The sequence below is a fragment of the Bacillus sp. V3-13 genome (assembly GCF_002860165.1).
In the GTDB taxonomy this organism is placed as follows: Bacteria; Bacillota; Bacilli; order Bacillales; family Cytobacillaceae; genus Bacillus_BJ.
Map to the genome: position 1 here is coordinate 102,647 of NZ_PGUZ01000017.1, position 15,030 is coordinate 117,676.

Sequence of the window (15,030 nt, forward strand, 5' to 3'; positions counted from 1 at the left end):
GTAGGTGCACGGCTTGCAAAGGTATTTTGTTAACGCTCCTGCTTCAGAAGGGCGCTTTTATATTTCCGGTGAAGACAGGCACCATATTGTCCGGGTCATGAGGGGAAAAATAGGTGACCGAATTATTTGTTCCGCATCCGACGGCAAGAGTGCGGTCTGCACAATTGCAGAAATTACCGATGACCTTGTAATCGCAACCGTTGTAAAATGGGAAGAAGGATCATCCGAGCTGCCAGTTCGGGTAGCGATCGCGAGCGGCCTGCCTAAAGGGGATAAACTCGAAACGATTATCCAAAAGGGAACCGAGCTTGGAGCCTATGAATTTATCCCTTTTACTGCAGCCCGCTCGATTGTTAAATGGGACGATAAAAAGGCCGGCAAAAAAGTGGAACGGTGGCAAAAGATTGCCAAGGAAGCTGCGGAACAGTCGCACCGCAGCCGGCTCCCAAAAGTGGCAGCACCGGTCATGTTCAAGGAGCTCCTGGCTTTAAGCCGCGGTTATGATTTCAAGCTTGTCGCCTATGAAGAAGATGCCAAAGCCGGTGAGTCATCGATGCTTTCGAGAACATTCGCATCTGTTGAAAAAGGCCAGTCAATACTGATTGTGTTCGGACCTGAAGGCGGCCTGGCCGACCAGGAAATTGCACAACTGAAAGAAGCCGGGTTTATCTCATGCGGATTTGGACCAAGAATATTAAGAACAGAAACGGCCCCGCTCTATGCGCTCGCCGCCGTTTCCTATCATTTTGAATTGATGAGGTGAAATAGATGCCTTCAGTAGCTTTCCATACACTTGGTTGCAAAGTGAACCATTATGAAACAGAGGCAATCTGGCAGCTGTTTAAGCAGGAAGGATATGACCGTGTCGACTTTGAATCCACGGCAGACGTGTATATTATTAATACCTGTACTGTAACGAACACCGGAGACAAAAAGAGCCGCCAGGTCATCCGCCGGGCAATCAGAAAAAATCCTGATGCTGTTATCTGCGTGACCGGATGCTATGCGCAAACATCTCCTGCCGAAATTATGGCCATTCCCGGAGTTGATATTGTGGTCGGCACACAGGACCGGGTTAAAATGCTTGAGTATATCGAACAGTTTAAAGTAGAGCGGCAGCCGATCAATGGTGTCGGCAATATCATGAAGAATCGGGTTTATGAGGAGCTTGATGTGCCCGCATTTACCGATCGCACAAGGGCGTCGCTTAAAATCCAGGAAGGCTGCAACAATTTTTGCACGTTTTGCATCATTCCATGGGCGCGCGGCTTAATGAGATCACGCGATCCGAAGGAAGTTATCCGCCAGGCGCAGCAGCTTGTCGATGCCGGCTATAAGGAAATCGTCCTGACCGGAATTCATACCGGCGGCTATGGCGAAGACATGAAGGATTACAATCTGGCGATGCTGCTCAGAGATTTAGAAGCGCAGGTAAAAGGCTTAAAACGATTAAGAATTTCGTCGATTGAAGCAAGCCAAATTACCAATGAAGTGATTGAAGTGCTGGGCCAGTCAAAAATGGTTGTCCGCCATTTGCATATTCCTCTTCAATCAGGATCAAACACAGTGTTAAAACGAATGCGCAGAAAATACTCGATGGAGTTCTTCGCTGAACGCCTGAACCGCCTCAAAGAAGCATTGCCGGGCTTGGCCATCACATCCGATGTCATCGTCGGTTTCCCTGGAGAAACAGAGGAAGAATTCATGGAGACTTATCATTTCATTAAAGAACATCAATTCTCCGAACTCCATGTCTTTCCTTACTCAAAGCGGACCGGAACACCGGCAGCAAGAATGGAAGACCAGGTAGACGAAGAGGTTAAAAACGAACGCGTTCACGGCCTGATCGCCCTGTCCGATCAATTGGCGAAAGAATATGCATCAAAATATGAAAACGAAGTCCTTGAAGTCATTCCGGAAGAAATCTTTAAAGACGAGCCTGACAGCGGTCTTTACGTTGGCTACACCGATAATTATTTAAAGGTTGTTTTCCCGGCTGATGAAACAATGATCGGCCAAATTGTAAAAGTGAAAATTGCCAAAGCCGGCTATCCATTCAACGAAGGACAATTCGTCCGCGTCATCGAAGACACGGAAATGAAGGAAGAAGCGGCAGTATAATAAAAAGGGATTGCTATTGTAAATGATAGCAATCCCTTTTTTAGTGGAATTATCAACAAACGTGGTATTAATAAATATTTACTAAAAGAAAGGAGAGAAGGAAGCATTCGGGTTTCTTCAAATTTACTGAATGTATATTTTCTGAGTATAAAGAAATGTAGCAACCATTAGTAGAAGGGACTTATCTCCCAAAAACTGTGAATTATTTGTAAACAATAACCATAAATTCAGTATTTGGTTTATAGTTGTAAATAAGGAGGGGATATATGGTAAAAAATTTCTATATATTGTAACCCTGTTGGTGTTAATGATGCTTAAGACAAAGTAACTCATCAGGAGAATAACATAAAGAAAAAATATATTTCAGTGAACAAAAGATGAACTTCCTCGTTTTTTAGAGGAAGTTCTATTTTAAATGAAAGGAAATCGTAAGGATGCTTAAAAAAATTATAATCCTGTTGATAGTTTCTTTACTCTTAATTAGTTGTGAATCCGCCAAGAAAAGTCATTATTTGTTAAATGATTCATCCTTTTACGATACTAATTTTAATAATTACTGGGAAACGTTATCTAATCAAGAAAACCTGCCCACAAATACAAAAATAGAAAATTTTCGTATTGAACTAGATAAAAATAATGTAATAAGCGTCATTGAGTATGACTTGATAAATTTTCAAGAGAAACAAGAAAGGTATAAAATTACTCATTTTAAACAATGTGTCCGTAATTGCTCACAACAGGAAACCATATTAAATGTCAGTTATGCAGACGAATGGCTGCAGTATGAAAATTTAACAACCGCAAAAAGGCTTTTTAACAACCTGGGCAAACTTGATCTAAGAAATTTAATTCAGGGAAATATTTCTGTGGATAGTCAAGGAGAAAATCAGAACATCTCCATGAAAGGGCAATATTACAATTTGCAAAAGGGAAAATTGGTTTTGTTAAATTCATCTAGCACACAAGGATTTACGTTCATTATTTCTAAAAATGGCAATGATGACGATGTACACATTATTAATTATGGTCATTGAAATAATTGAGTAAATTTCAATGGTTAAAAAAAGAGATTGAATATAACAGGATGTGTTTTGGAACAAGTAATTAGATAAATATAGATGTGTAAATGAGGTAAGGGTTATTAGCCTAAAAAGATAAGAAATGAAAGCCGATACTACATCAGCTTCTATAAGTATTTAAAAATAGGCTTTCCGTTAATGATCCTGTCGATTGTTATTTCAACTGTTTATATTTATTTGCGCTATTTGATCTGAATTTTACTCTTTTTCCTTTTGCGGGTTTCACGTCCGCATAACGATCGAACTGAATGGTTAATGACTGCTGCAAAGAGCAAGTCTGAAACCGATTGCATTTTTATAATTTATTCTCGAAATTTCAACCATACAATGATATGATTAGAGAGGTACGGACAACCTTCCATTTTAAAAGGAGAGTTCAAGATGAGTAAAAATGTAGCAAGCATGATTGATCATACACTATTGAAAGCAGATGCGACAAAAGAACAAATAAAGAACCTGTGCGAGGAAGCAAAGCAGCATCATTTTGCCTCCGTTTGTATCAACCCGGCATGGGTTAAATACGCAAGCGAACTTTTGAGCGGCACGGAAGTTAAGGTATGTACGGTAATTGGCTTTCCGCTTGGGGCAACAACATCCGCAACAAAGGCTTTCGAAACGAAAAATGCGATTGAAAACGGTGCTGGTGAAGTCGATATGGTAATCAACATTGGCGCTTTAAAAGATCGAAATTATGACATAGTTGAAAGTGATATCCGTGCGGTTGCCGAAGCAGCAAAAAACAAGGCATTGCTAAAAGTGATTATTGAGACATCCCTGTTAACTGAAGAAGAAAAAGTTCGCGCATGCGAACTTGCAGTCAAGGCTGGAGCCGATTTTGTAAAAACATCAACAGGCTTTTCAACCGGCGGCGCTACAAAAGAAGATATTGCTTTAATGAGAAAAACGGTTGGCCCCGACATCGGCGTAAAAGCATCCGGCGGAATTAGAAGCGCGGATGATGCGAAAACGATGATCTCGGCAGGTGCAACAAGAATCGGTGCAAGCTCAGGTGTTTCGATCGTAAAAGGTTTAACCGGTGACTCAGACTATTAATTAATAAAAACGAATAAACGCTCTTAAACCTAGTCCAGTTTAAGGGTGTTTATTATTTCTAAAAGGAAAAAAATCATTTTCGGTCATGAATCCATAGTATTATTTGCCCAAACCTTTCTGCAAAAGGGAGGATAATTATTGACGAAACGACATTAAAGATAACGCTGATATGGGCAAGCTGTACGTCAATAGCGTCCGCAGTTAATGGAGCAGCATCCGCAAGTATTTTGATAAAAGGAAAAAAAGCGGCAACACCGAGAACATTGAGCCATATATGGGCGTAGGCAGCGAGCTTCGCTTCTCTGCCTGCAGTGATCGAGGCAATATATGCGGTTATGCATGTGCCGATATTGGCGCCAAACATAATCGCAACCGCAGACTCGAGGCTTAAATGCTCCGCTGTTAAAAAGCCCATCAGCATTCCAATTACGGCAGTGCTTGACTGGATAATCGCCGTGATGACTGTTCCTGCCATGATGCTAAACAGATGGCTGTCATTCAAAAATGTTAACAAATTATCAAAGTAAGGCATGGCTGACAAAGGCGCTGCCATGTATTTAAAGCCTCTCATCGCAGTGAATACCGTAGCGATCCCAAAGATGATCATGCCAGCACTCTGCACTTTTTTATGATTGAATGCGATCAGAATGGCACCGGTAACGGACAGCGGAAGCAGGCTGGAATCAAGATCAAATGTGATAAACTCCGCTGTCAATGTCGTACCGATGTTGGTGCCAAGGATGATGCCAATCGATTGCGGAAAGGTCAGCAGCCGGGCCGAAATCATTCCGATTGTGATCACCATAACAGCTGAGCTGCTCTGAAGTATGGCCGTGACCAATATTCCAATCAGGAACCCTTTTATTGGGTAAGCTGTAAGGCGGGCCATCCACAATTTAAGCGAGCCGGCTGATAAATTAAACAAGCCTGTTCTTAAAATCGTCATGCCAAAAATAAACATCCCGATGAACAGGATAAAAAATAGCATCAAAAGCATGTCCTTCACTCCCTTCCTAAATCATATGGGACGAATGGAAATGACATGCCTTGAAATAGACAGACAATTGAATAATTGCATGAGACCACAGGTGAAGGCTAATTTCAGTTGACCTTGCACGGGCATTATATTATAATTGCAAAGTACATGAATTTCATGTAGGAATGTTAGTGGGTTGTGCTCGGAGGGAGGGAAAGAGAATGTCTAAAACTGTCGTTCGCAAAAACGAATCGCTTGAAGATGCTCTTCGTCGTTTCAAACGCACTGTATCTAAAACTGGTACTTTACAGGAAGCCAGAAAGCGCGAGTTCTACGAAAAGCCTAGCGTAAGGCGCAAGAAAAAGTCTGAAGCTGCAAGAAAACGTAAATGGTAAGAGAGGGTGTAATTTTACTTGAGTCTTCTCGAGCGTTTAAATAGTGATATGATACAGGCGATGAAAAACAAGGAAAAAGACAAACTCACTGTGATTCGGATGATCAAAGCTTCGATGCAAAACGAAGCGATTAAGCTTGGCAAACAAGAGCTATCCGAAGAAGAAGAGTTAACAGTCCTTTCTCGCGAAGTAAAACAACGTAAGGATTCCCTCCAGGAATTTGAAAAAGCAGGTCGTGAAGACCTTGTTGAAAAGATTCGCACTGAATTACAGTACGTCGATCTATATATGCCAAAACAGCTTTCCGAAGAGGAAGTTACGGAAATCGTGAAAGAAACGATTTCGGAAACAGGTGCATCGTCAAAAGCTGATATGGGCAAAGTGATGGCTGCGATTATGCCAAAGGTTAAAGGCAAAGCAGACGGATCGCTTGTAAATAAACTTGTACAACAACACCTTTCATAATTTGAATGAAACAGGATCGCAGGCTTTTGCCTGCGGTCCGTTTTGTATTTTCGGCGTTCCTTTACATATGTTCAGGATCAAATAAGGAAATGATAAAAATTAACATTAATATTTTTGGCTCAAAATGAATCTTTCTTTATCGGAAAACGTAAATAGATAAACAATATAAATGGAGAAAGGGGGGAAGGGTGTGACAATACGCCGCTATTTTATAGTCATAGCTCTTTTACTTGCTTTCTTGGCAATCGTGTTTCCATCCAAAGGTTCTGCAAAGGATGAAAGTGTTTATGTTGTTCCGCTTGAGGAAACGGTTGAAAAGGGCCTTTTGGGTTTCCTGACCCGGGCCGTACAGACCGCCGAAGAGGAGGGCGCCGCTGCTATTATTTTTGAAATAAATACTCCCGGAGGCACTGTTGATGCAGCAGCGGAAATAGGCAAGCTGCTGGCGGCAACAGACGTTAGAACGGTCAGCTTCGTCAACAAGCAGGCTTTATCAGCCGGAGCATATATTTCTTTGTATACGGACGAAATCTATATGGCTCCCGGTTCGACGATGGGCGCTGCAGCGATCATTGACCAGCAGGGAAATACAGCCGGTAAAAAGGCGGAATCCTACTGGCTGAAGGAAATGGAAAACGCCGCAAAGCATGCTGGCAGGGACCCGCAATTTGCGATTGCGATGGCCAGCGAAGACAATGATTTGTCTGAATACGGGGCCGGCCAGGGGAAATTGCTGACGTTAACAAGTGATGAGGCACTGGAAGTCGGATATTCAGAAGGAACCGTGAACAATCTCGATGAACTCATTGCAAAGCTGGGCTTTTCCGATGCTGAAGTCCGGACTGTTGAAGAAAGTTTTGCGGAAAAGGTTGCCCGCTTTATCACCAACCCGATCGTTGTGCCGATCTTATTAACAATCGGAAGTCTCGGGCTTGTTCTGGAGCTGTACTCACCCGGCTTTGGAGTTCCTGGCTTCATGGGCTTGTCGGCGCTTTTATTATTCTTTTACGGCCACCTCGTCGCCGGGCTGGCTGGATACGAAACCTTCATTCTCTTCGTGATCGGAATCGGCCTGCTCATCCTCGAGCTTTTTGTTCCGGGCGGAATTGCCGGTATACTTGGATTTGCAGCGATCCTGGGCAGCTTGTTTTTAGCTGCGGATAATGTCGTTCATATGGGTATATCGCTGTTGATTGCAATCGGAGTGTCCATTTTGGCATCTATTTTATTAGTAAAGGTGTTTGGTAAAAAAATGAGACTGTTTAAAAAGATGATCTTAACCGATTCAACAAGCACTGAAAGCGGCTATGTGTCCAATAAAAACCGCCTGGAACTGGTCGGCCTTGAAGGCTATGCCTTAACCGCCCTGCGCCCGGCAGGCACGGTAGTGATTGAGGATGAGCGCATTGACGTAGTCAGTGAAGGCGGTTTTATATTGCAGGGAGCCAAAGTAAGAGTCATTAAAGCAGAGGGCTCGCGGATCGTGGTCAGGGAAATTCCTGATTTGGATAAAAACGATTAACCAGGAGGAAGATTGAATGGAAGCAACCATGTTATTTATGTTAGTAGCCATCGTACTCGGCATCATTTTGCTGTCAATATTATTGACATTTGTGCCGGTCATGCTGTGGATTTCGGCCCTTGCCGCCGGAGTAAGAGTAAGTATTTTCACACTGATTGGAATGAGGCTGCGCCGGGTTATCCCCAGCCGCGTCATTAATCCGTTAATCAAGGCGCATAAAGCCGGATTAAATGTAACGACAAACCAGCTTGAAAGCCATTATCTTGCCGGCGGCAACGTTGACAGGGTGGTCAATGCATTGATCGCCGCCCACCGTGCCAATATCGACCTATCGTTTGAGCGCAGTGCGGCAATTGATCTGGCAGGACGCGACGTATTGGAAGCAGTGCAAATGAGCGTTAATCCAAAAGTAATCGAAACACCGTTTATTTCCGGCGTGGCAATGAATGGAATCGAAGTAAAAGCAAAAGCGAGAATTACCGTCCGTGCCAACATCGACCGCCTGGTCGGGGGAGCCGGTGAAGAAACGATTGTTGCCCGTGTTGGTGAAGGGATCGTTTCAACAATCGGTTCTTCAGACAACCATAAGAAGGTGCTCGAAAACCCGGATATGATTTCGAAAACCGTCCTTTCAAAGGGCCTGGATGCAGGTACCGCATTTGAAATCCTCTCGATTGATATTGCGGACGTTGACATCGGTAAAAACATCGGTGCCGAGCTTCAAACAGAACAGGCTGAAGCAGATAAAAATATTGCCCAGGCAAAGGCGGAAGAACGCCGGGCCATGGCTGTGGCGCAGGAGCAGGAGATGAAAGCGCGCGTCCAGGAAATGAGGGCAAAGGTTGTCGAAGCGGAAGCGACTGTGCCGCTTGCAATGGCAGAAGCCTTAAGGGAAGGCAATATCGGTGTCATGGATTATATGAATATCCAAAATATCTCGGCTGATACCGATATGAGGGGCTCAATCGGCAAAATGACAGGCGAGAAAAAAGATGACGGCAAGAAATCATAAGAGGAAAGCCCGGAATTATGAAGGGAGGAGCCTCTGATGGAGTTTATTTTTGAAAATCCCATTTTCATTGTGATTGTACTCGGGATCATTTCCAGCTTGTTCAACCGTTTAAAAGACTCAGGCAAAGACCAAAAGCAGAAACGGCCTGCGCGGCCCCAGGCACCGAAGCAGTCCGCGCCTGCCCCTGCTCCGGCACCGGTGGTTGTGCACCGTGAAACACGTGATGATAAGGAGATGGCGGCTGAAAGACTGGAGAATAAGTATGCAGAACTGAAAAAACAGGCTGAAACCAAGCTGCAATCTTTAAAGGAAAAGCAGCAAGCGTCAGCTGAACGAATTTTTCCGGAAAAAGAAGAAAAAGGCGTTAAAGCGCTTGATATTGATCGGCAGAATCTCTTAAACGGAGTGATCCTGGCGGAGGTGCTTGGACCGCCAAGGGCAAAACGCCCTCATCATCCATTTAAAAGATAGCCGGGAGATCAGCGTAACCATGTGGACATCCGGGAAAAAGGTGTGCTAGAACCCCCATTCACCTCATAAATATGAGATGAAAGGGGGTTCTTTTTTTATGTCAAAAAAGTGGAGCCATTCGATATGGAATTGGATGACTAAGAAAATGGATCTTCCGCACGATGTCATGCTCGACTTACCGCGCATCACGATGATCGGGCAATTACATATATACATTGAGAACCACCGTGGTTTACTTGTTTTTACCGATAAAGAGATCCGGCTGCTTCTTAAAACGGGGCAGCTGTTAATTAAAGGAAATCAATTTGTCATAAAAACCATTTTGCCTGAAGAAATATTGGTCGAAGGGAAAATTGATCAGGTCATTTATATACAGTAAAACGGAAGGCAGAGCATTAACGTTTGGAGATTACGGCCTTTCATCCATTATTAAGAATATTCCAGGAGGAAGATATGAAGAATCAGTGGATTGAATTTTATAAAGGGATTGTGACGGTGAAAATAACGGGAAATGGAATTGAGCGCTTCTTAAATCAATTAACCAAAAAAGGCTTGCTTATCTGGCAGGTTAAAAGGCATGGAACGGAAACAGTGACGATTAAAATTCGCCTCGATGACGTTCATAAGCTCAGAGCCGCTGCAAGGGGGAGCGAGTGTAAACTTCACTTCTTAAATGGGACAGGCGCCCCATTTTTGCTGAAAAGGTTGTTGAAAAACAGCGGCTTTTTAGCAGGAGCTTTCATCTTTTTTGCGGTCATTCTGCTTTTATCGAATATGATTTGGGATATTGAAATAAAAGGAGCCAATCCGGCAACAGAGCATCAGATTCGCAAAGAATTGGACAAGATGGGTGTGAAAATTGGCAAGCTCCAGTTTTTTGTTGATGATGTGAGCACAATCCAGCGGGAGCTTACGAACAATATTGAAGCGCTCACCTGGGTTGGTGTTGAATTAAAGGGGACAACCTACCGGATGCAAGTCGTCGAAAAAAACGAACCTGAGCAGCCGGAATACACATCACCGAGAAATTTAGTTGCTAAAAAGAAGGCCGTCATTGTTGATATATTTGTCGAACAGGGTGATCCGGTTGTGGACATCCACGATCACGTGACGCCAGGGCAGCTATTGGTATCGGGCGTAATCGGCAGAGAAGGACAAAGCATCGTTGTGCCGGCAAAAGGGGAAATTCTCGGCGAAACCTGGTATTGGTGTCAAGTTGAGCTTCCTTTAGAAAGTACTTTCCAAACTTTCAGCGGCAATGAGAAGCGAAAACATTATGTGAAAATAGGCAGCTTCGCAGTGCCGGTCTGGGGATTTGGAAAGCCTGAATTCAGCAAATTCGAAACAGAGACAACTGAGAAAAAAATCCGTTTTCTCAAGTGGGAGCTGCCGGTTTCATATGTGACAAGCACACATCGTGAAAGTGAAGAGGTTACGAGAACTTACTCCAATAAACAGGCAATTCAGGCAGCAAAGGAGATCGCGAGAAATGAAATAAAAAGCAAGTTGCCTGAGGATGCTACCATTAAGGGTGAAAAAGTTTTGCACCAGTCTATCGAGAATGGTAAAGTAAATTTATCAATGCACTTCCAAATTATTGAGAATATCGCAGAAGGACAACCAATAATCCAAGGAGACGACGAATGACAGAAGATTTAAAAACAATCGATATCCAGCTTGAGAATGCCAATGAAGCGATTGCTTTATTCGGGAATTCCGATGCAAACTTAAAAATGATCGAACAAGAATTGGACGTTTCAATCGTGACGAGGGGCGAAACCATCTACGTATCAGGAGATGCGGATCAAATAAATCTTGCAGCAAGAATATTGGTGAAACTGCTCGCCGTGATCAGAAAAGGAATGAACATCGGCCAGAGAGACGTCATCTATGCCATAGAACTGGCAAAAAAAGGGACGCTCGAATATTTCCAGGATATTTTTGATGAGGAAATTGCCAAAAAGGCAAACGGAAAATCGATTCGCGTTAAAACTCTTGGACAGAGTCAGTATATTAACGCCATCAAAAAGCATGACCTTGTTTTTGGAATCGGCCCTGCCGGTACAGGGAAGACATATTTAGCGGTCGTCATGGCTGTCAACGCGTTAAAAAACGGCCATGTAAAACGGATTATCCTAACCCGTCCTGCTGTTGAAGCAGGGGAAAGCCTCGGCTTTCTCCCGGGAGACCTGAAAGAAAAGGTCGATCCGTATTTGCGGCCTTTATATGATGCCCTTAATGATATTTTTGGAACAGAGCATACACAACGGTTGATTGAACGGGGCACGATTGAAATTGCCCCGCTTGCCTATATGAGAGGGAGAACACTTGATGATGCATTTGTGATTCTCGATGAAGCTCAGAACACAACCCAGGCGCAAATGAAAATGTTTTTGACCAGGCTCGGGTTCGGTTCAAAAATGGTCATTACCGGTGATACCTCACAGGTTGATCTTCCTAAAGGGGTAAGATCCGGTTTACTTGCCGCGGAAGACATTTTAGGCAATGTGAGAGGGATAAGCTTTACCCATCTTGACGAGACTGATGTTGTACGCCACCCGCTCGTCGGAAAAATTATTCATGCATATGATTTGAGTGAAAGACAATAACTGTCCGGGCTGCCGGGCAGTTTTTTATCATAAATAAGCACGCTAATCGACCTGGAATTGCATACAATATCGTGGGTTTACACCATAATTTTGCCGCTAGTCCGATTTGAGGGTGAAACTTGGCCGAAAAACTGTTATGATTTTACATAATTAGAGTCGAACAAATTAAACTGCTTATCTGGCCATGATTACCGGCCGTGATAGGAGGGGCTGAAGATGGAAAAGCTTCAAAAACAATTAGCGAAAATCCGCAATCTGCTTGATGTTACTTTTTTTAGAGTGCTGTTATTTGTTACGATCGGAATCATCTTATTTGCTGTTATGTACAGCAATGTAAAACCGGAAAAGCTGAACCTGACTCTTTTCTCTGTAGCGGAACAAACGATCCGCTCGCCGATTACCCTTGAAGACCGGGCCAGTACGGAAAGGAAGCGGACTGAAGCAAGCGAACAGGTTCAGGACGTATACACTATGAAAAGAGAGTATACGCAAAACAGGGTCGATTTAATTTCGTCCATATTTGATTCGGTATCCGAGGTGGAAGAAGAAATCAAAATGGAGCAGGATGAGCTCATGAAACAGGCGCAGACAGCGGCAGATGGGACAGGGGCTGCGCCGATAACAGCGCCGACTGCAGCTGACAAGCTTCCGATGCTGAAGGATAAACTGACGGAAAATGTGACGAAAGATATTCCCGATCAGGTTTTCAATTCGCTTCTATCGGCGGACAAGGACGAAATATCAATTGCGAAGGATTTAACGGTTACAGCAATAAACCATGTCATGAACGAGCGCATTCCGGCTGATGAAGTCGAAAATGCGAAGAAGCGGCTTGAGGAAGAGCTCAAATACACAAGCTTGTCTTCTAATATAAAGGACGCTGCGATTGCTCTCGGCAGGTACGCGGTCGTCCAAAATGAATTTTATGATCCGGTTGCCACCGAAGAACTGAGGCAACAGGCGCAGGAGGATGTTGAGCCGGTTAAAATTCTTCAGGGACAAATATTAGTCGAGGAAGGACAGCTGATCAGCCGCGAAATCTTCAGGCAGCTTGAGCTGGTTGGAGTTGTTGATAGTCAAAACTCGGTAAAGCCGTTCGCCGGTCTTGTTTTGTTTATCTCGATTTTGCTGCTCGCTCTCTATTATTATTTTAATGAAAAAATCCCGGGCGATAAAAAGCAGACAAATTTGTTGCTGTTCAGTTTGATTTTTGTGTTTTCGATTATCGTCATGAAGCTGATCAGCCTGCTGCAAATGTATGAGTACGCCGATATCGGCTATCTGTTCCCGGCTGCGATGGGCGCGATGCTGATAAAAATTTTAATCGATGAAAGACTGGCTGTATTTATGACGATTACGATGGCGGTTTGCGGCAGCATCCTTTTTAATGAAGGAATCACAGGAACGATCAATATGACGATCGGGATCTACATTTTATGCAGCGGACTCGCAGGAATTTTATTTTTAAGCAAGCAAAACCAGCGCTCAAAAATTCTCCAGGCCGGTTTGCTCGTTTCCGCGGTCAATCTTGTCGTGATTATTTCGTTATTGTTGTTGCAAAACGGGCAATACTCCGGCCTTGAATACAGTTTTTATTTAATCGCGGCACTTGTATCCGGGATAGCATCCGCTGTTCTGACGATCGGACTGCTGCCATTTTTTGAAGCGGGATTTGGAATTTTGTCGACGATGAAGTTGATTGAGCTTTCAAACCCGAATCATCCGCTGCTCCGCAAAATTTTGACAGAGGCACCGGGAACGTACCATCACAGTATCATGGTTGCCAATCTTGCTGAATCAGCATGCGAGGCGGTCGGGGCAAACGGGCTGCTGGCGAGGGTTGGCTGCTATTACCATGATATTGGGAAAACGAAAAGGCCGCAGTTCTTTATCGAAAATCAATTAAATATTGAGAATCCCCATGACCGGCTGCCGCCGCAGACAAGCAAAAATATCATTATTGCCCATGCAACGGACGGCGCAGAAGCGCTGCGAAAGCATCGCCTTCCGCGGGAAATTGTCGATATTGCTGAGCAGCATCATGGAACATCACTGCTGAAGTATTTTTATCACAAAGCAAAACAAAACGGCCTTGAAGCAAAGGTGGAAGATTATCGTTATCCCGGCCCCAAGGCAAAAACAAAGGAAGCGGCAATCATTGGGATCGCCGACAGTGTCGAAGCGGCTGTCCGCTCGATGAGCCATCCTACAAATGAACAAATTGAGGAGCTTGTCCGCAATATCATCTCTGACCGGTTGCAGGACGGACAGCTGAATGAATGTGATATTACCCTAAAAGAACTGGAAATCGTCGCTCACACATTATGTGAGACGTTAAAGGGAATCTTTCACTCAAGGATTGAATATCCAGAAATGATGAAACAGAAGGTGAAACAAGCATGAGCTTATTAATTGAACCGATCGATGAAACTGGTGAACTTGCTGAAGAAGAAATCAACACCGTCGTTGCACTTTTGAATTTTGCAGCGGAACTGGAAGATGTGGAATTGGACACTGAGGTCTCGATCACTTTTGTATCGAATGAGAGAATCCAGGAAATCAACCGCGATTATCGTGATAAAGACCGGCCAACCGATGTCATTTCCTTTGCGATGGAGGAATTGGGTGAAGGAGAGCGGCAAATCCAGGGGGCAGAAATTCCGAGAGTACTTGGCGATATTGTTATTTCTGTACCGAAAGCAAAGGAACAGGCCGAGGAGTACAGCCACTCGTTTATTCGCGAGCTCGGGTTTCTCGCTGTGCATGGATTTCTTCATTTATTGGGATATGATCATATGACGGAGCAAGACGAGAAAAAAATGTTTAGCCGCCAAAAGGATATATTAGATGGGTTCGGCCTTCAGAGATAGGAAAAACAGGCGTCGCGGCGGTGTTTTTCGGTCGTTTCTCTATGCTTTTGCCGGGATCAGGTCAGCTTTCATAAACGAAACAAATGTGAAAATTCACCTGTGCATCGCGGTTTTTGTGATTGGCGCGGGAATTTTCTTTTCACTTTCGCCTCTTGAATGGCTGGTTGTGCTATTTGCGATCGGGGGAATGCTTTCCCTTGAATTAATCAATACAGCAATCGAAAGAGCCGTCGACCTCGTCACAGAGGAAGAGCACCCCCTTGCAAAAGAGGCAAAGGATATTGCTGCAGGAGCTGTGCTGGTTTATGCAGTTTTATCGGTTGTTGCGGGATTGATCATTTTTATACCAAAACTATTCTAAAAGTTCGAGGCTGCCTTTGTCGGGCAGCTTTTCTAAAGCTATAGGAAAGTATAAACGTTTCTAAATATAGTTGGGCGTTTCGATGTCCAGCTCCAG

16 protein-coding genes are annotated in these 15,030 nt (G+C 43.9%); 15 read left to right on the forward strand and 1 reads right to left on the reverse strand.

Annotated features, from left to right (window positions below; translation table 11 throughout):
- Window positions 1–13: 13 nt before the first annotated feature.
- The 4 genes from CU633_RS07545 to deoC all read left to right on the forward strand — a co-directional run bounded on the left by CU633_RS07545 (window position 14) and on the right by deoC (window position 4,253).
- Complete coding sequence (locus CU633_RS07545) at window positions 14–763, forward strand: 16S rRNA (uracil(1498)-N(3))-methyltransferase (RefSeq protein WP_101659115.1); 750 nt, start codon at window positions 14–16, stop codon at window positions 761–763.
- Between the two features lie 5 nt (window positions 764–768).
- Window positions 769–2,121, forward strand: a complete 1,353-nt coding sequence (gene mtaB, locus CU633_RS07550) for a tRNA (N(6)-L-threonylcarbamoyladenosine(37)-C(2))-methylthiotransferase MtaB (protein WP_101659116.1) — start codon at window positions 769–771, stop codon at window positions 2,119–2,121.
- A 434-nt stretch (window positions 2,122–2,555) separates the two neighbouring features.
- Window positions 2,556–3,155, forward strand: coding sequence for a hypothetical protein (locus CU633_RS07555; RefSeq protein WP_101659117.1), 600 nt, complete (start codon window positions 2,556–2,558; stop codon window positions 3,153–3,155).
- Window positions 3,156–3,581: 426 nt separating this feature from the next.
- Window positions 3,582–4,253 carry a deoxyribose-phosphate aldolase gene (deoC, locus tag CU633_RS07560; protein WP_101659118.1) on the forward strand — a complete coding sequence of 224 codons (672 nt, stop codon included), beginning with the start codon at window positions 3,582–3,584 and terminating at the stop codon, window positions 4,251–4,253.
- Window positions 4,254–4,326: 73 nt separating this feature from the next.
- Here deoC and CU633_RS07565 read toward each other — a convergent pair whose 3' ends face one another.
- The gene (locus CU633_RS07565; RefSeq protein ID WP_101659119.1) at window positions 4,327–5,250 is read right to left on the reverse strand and encodes a Na/Pi symporter; all 924 of its coding nucleotides are present in this window, start codon (window positions 5,248–5,250) and stop codon (window positions 4,327–4,329) included.
- Window positions 5,251–5,450: 200 nt separating this feature from the next.
- On the opposite strand from CU633_RS07565, the gene rpsU reads away from it, so the two are divergent.
- From rpsU to CU633_RS07620, 11 genes are all read left to right on the forward strand, one after another.
- Window positions 5,451–5,624, forward strand: a complete 174-nt coding sequence (gene rpsU / locus CU633_RS07570; protein WP_101659120.1) for a 30S ribosomal protein S21 — start codon at window positions 5,451–5,453, stop codon at window positions 5,622–5,624.
- Between the two features lie 18 nt (window positions 5,625–5,642).
- Complete coding sequence (locus tag CU633_RS07575) at window positions 5,643–6,089, forward strand: GatB/YqeY domain-containing protein (protein ID WP_101659121.1); 447 nt, start codon at window positions 5,643–5,645, stop codon at window positions 6,087–6,089.
- Between the two features lie 190 nt (window positions 6,090–6,279).
- Window positions 6,280–7,611, forward strand: a complete 1,332-nt coding sequence (locus CU633_RS07580) for an NfeD family protein (protein ID WP_374703353.1) — start codon at window positions 6,280–6,282, stop codon at window positions 7,609–7,611.
- A 28-nt stretch (window positions 7,612–7,639) separates the two neighbouring features.
- The gene (gene floA, locus CU633_RS07585) at window positions 7,640–8,623 is read left to right on the forward strand and encodes a flotillin-like protein FloA (protein WP_374703354.1); all 984 of its coding nucleotides are present in this window, start codon (window positions 7,640–7,642) and stop codon (window positions 8,621–8,623) included.
- Between the two features lie 36 nt (window positions 8,624–8,659).
- Window positions 8,660–9,094, forward strand: coding sequence for a hypothetical protein (locus tag CU633_RS07590; RefSeq protein ID WP_101659124.1), 435 nt, complete (start codon window positions 8,660–8,662; stop codon window positions 9,092–9,094).
- 97 nt (window positions 9,095–9,191) lie between these two features.
- Complete coding sequence (gene yqfC, locus CU633_RS07595) at window positions 9,192–9,473, forward strand: sporulation protein YqfC (protein ID WP_101659125.1); 282 nt, start codon at window positions 9,192–9,194, stop codon at window positions 9,471–9,473.
- A gap of 74 nt (window positions 9,474–9,547) precedes the next feature.
- Window positions 9,548–10,741 (forward strand): sporulation protein YqfD, encoded by a 1,194-nt coding sequence (gene yqfD / locus CU633_RS07600; RefSeq protein WP_101659126.1) that lies wholly within the window; start codon window positions 9,548–9,550, stop codon window positions 10,739–10,741.
- A complete protein-coding gene (locus CU633_RS07605) occupies window positions 10,738–11,703 on the forward strand; it encodes a PhoH family protein (protein ID WP_101659127.1) in 966 nt (321 codons plus the stop codon). Before yqfD ends, CU633_RS07605 begins: the two co-directional genes overlap by 4 nt.
- A gap of 216 nt (window positions 11,704–11,919) precedes the next feature.
- Window positions 11,920–14,106 carry an HD family phosphohydrolase gene (locus tag CU633_RS07610; protein WP_101659128.1) on the forward strand — a complete coding sequence of 729 codons (2,187 nt, stop codon included), beginning with the start codon at window positions 11,920–11,922 and terminating at the stop codon, window positions 14,104–14,106.
- The gene (gene ybeY, locus CU633_RS07615) at window positions 14,103–14,573 is read left to right on the forward strand and encodes an rRNA maturation RNase YbeY (protein ID WP_101659129.1); all 471 of its coding nucleotides are present in this window, start codon (window positions 14,103–14,105) and stop codon (window positions 14,571–14,573) included. Before CU633_RS07610 ends, ybeY begins: the two co-directional genes overlap by 4 nt.
- The gene (locus tag CU633_RS07620) at window positions 14,551–14,934 is read left to right on the forward strand and encodes a diacylglycerol kinase family protein (RefSeq protein ID WP_101659130.1); all 384 of its coding nucleotides are present in this window, start codon (window positions 14,551–14,553) and stop codon (window positions 14,932–14,934) included. The genes ybeY and CU633_RS07620 overlap by 23 nt, the downstream gene beginning before the upstream one ends.
- The last annotated feature ends 96 nt before the right edge of the window (window positions 14,935–15,030 follow it).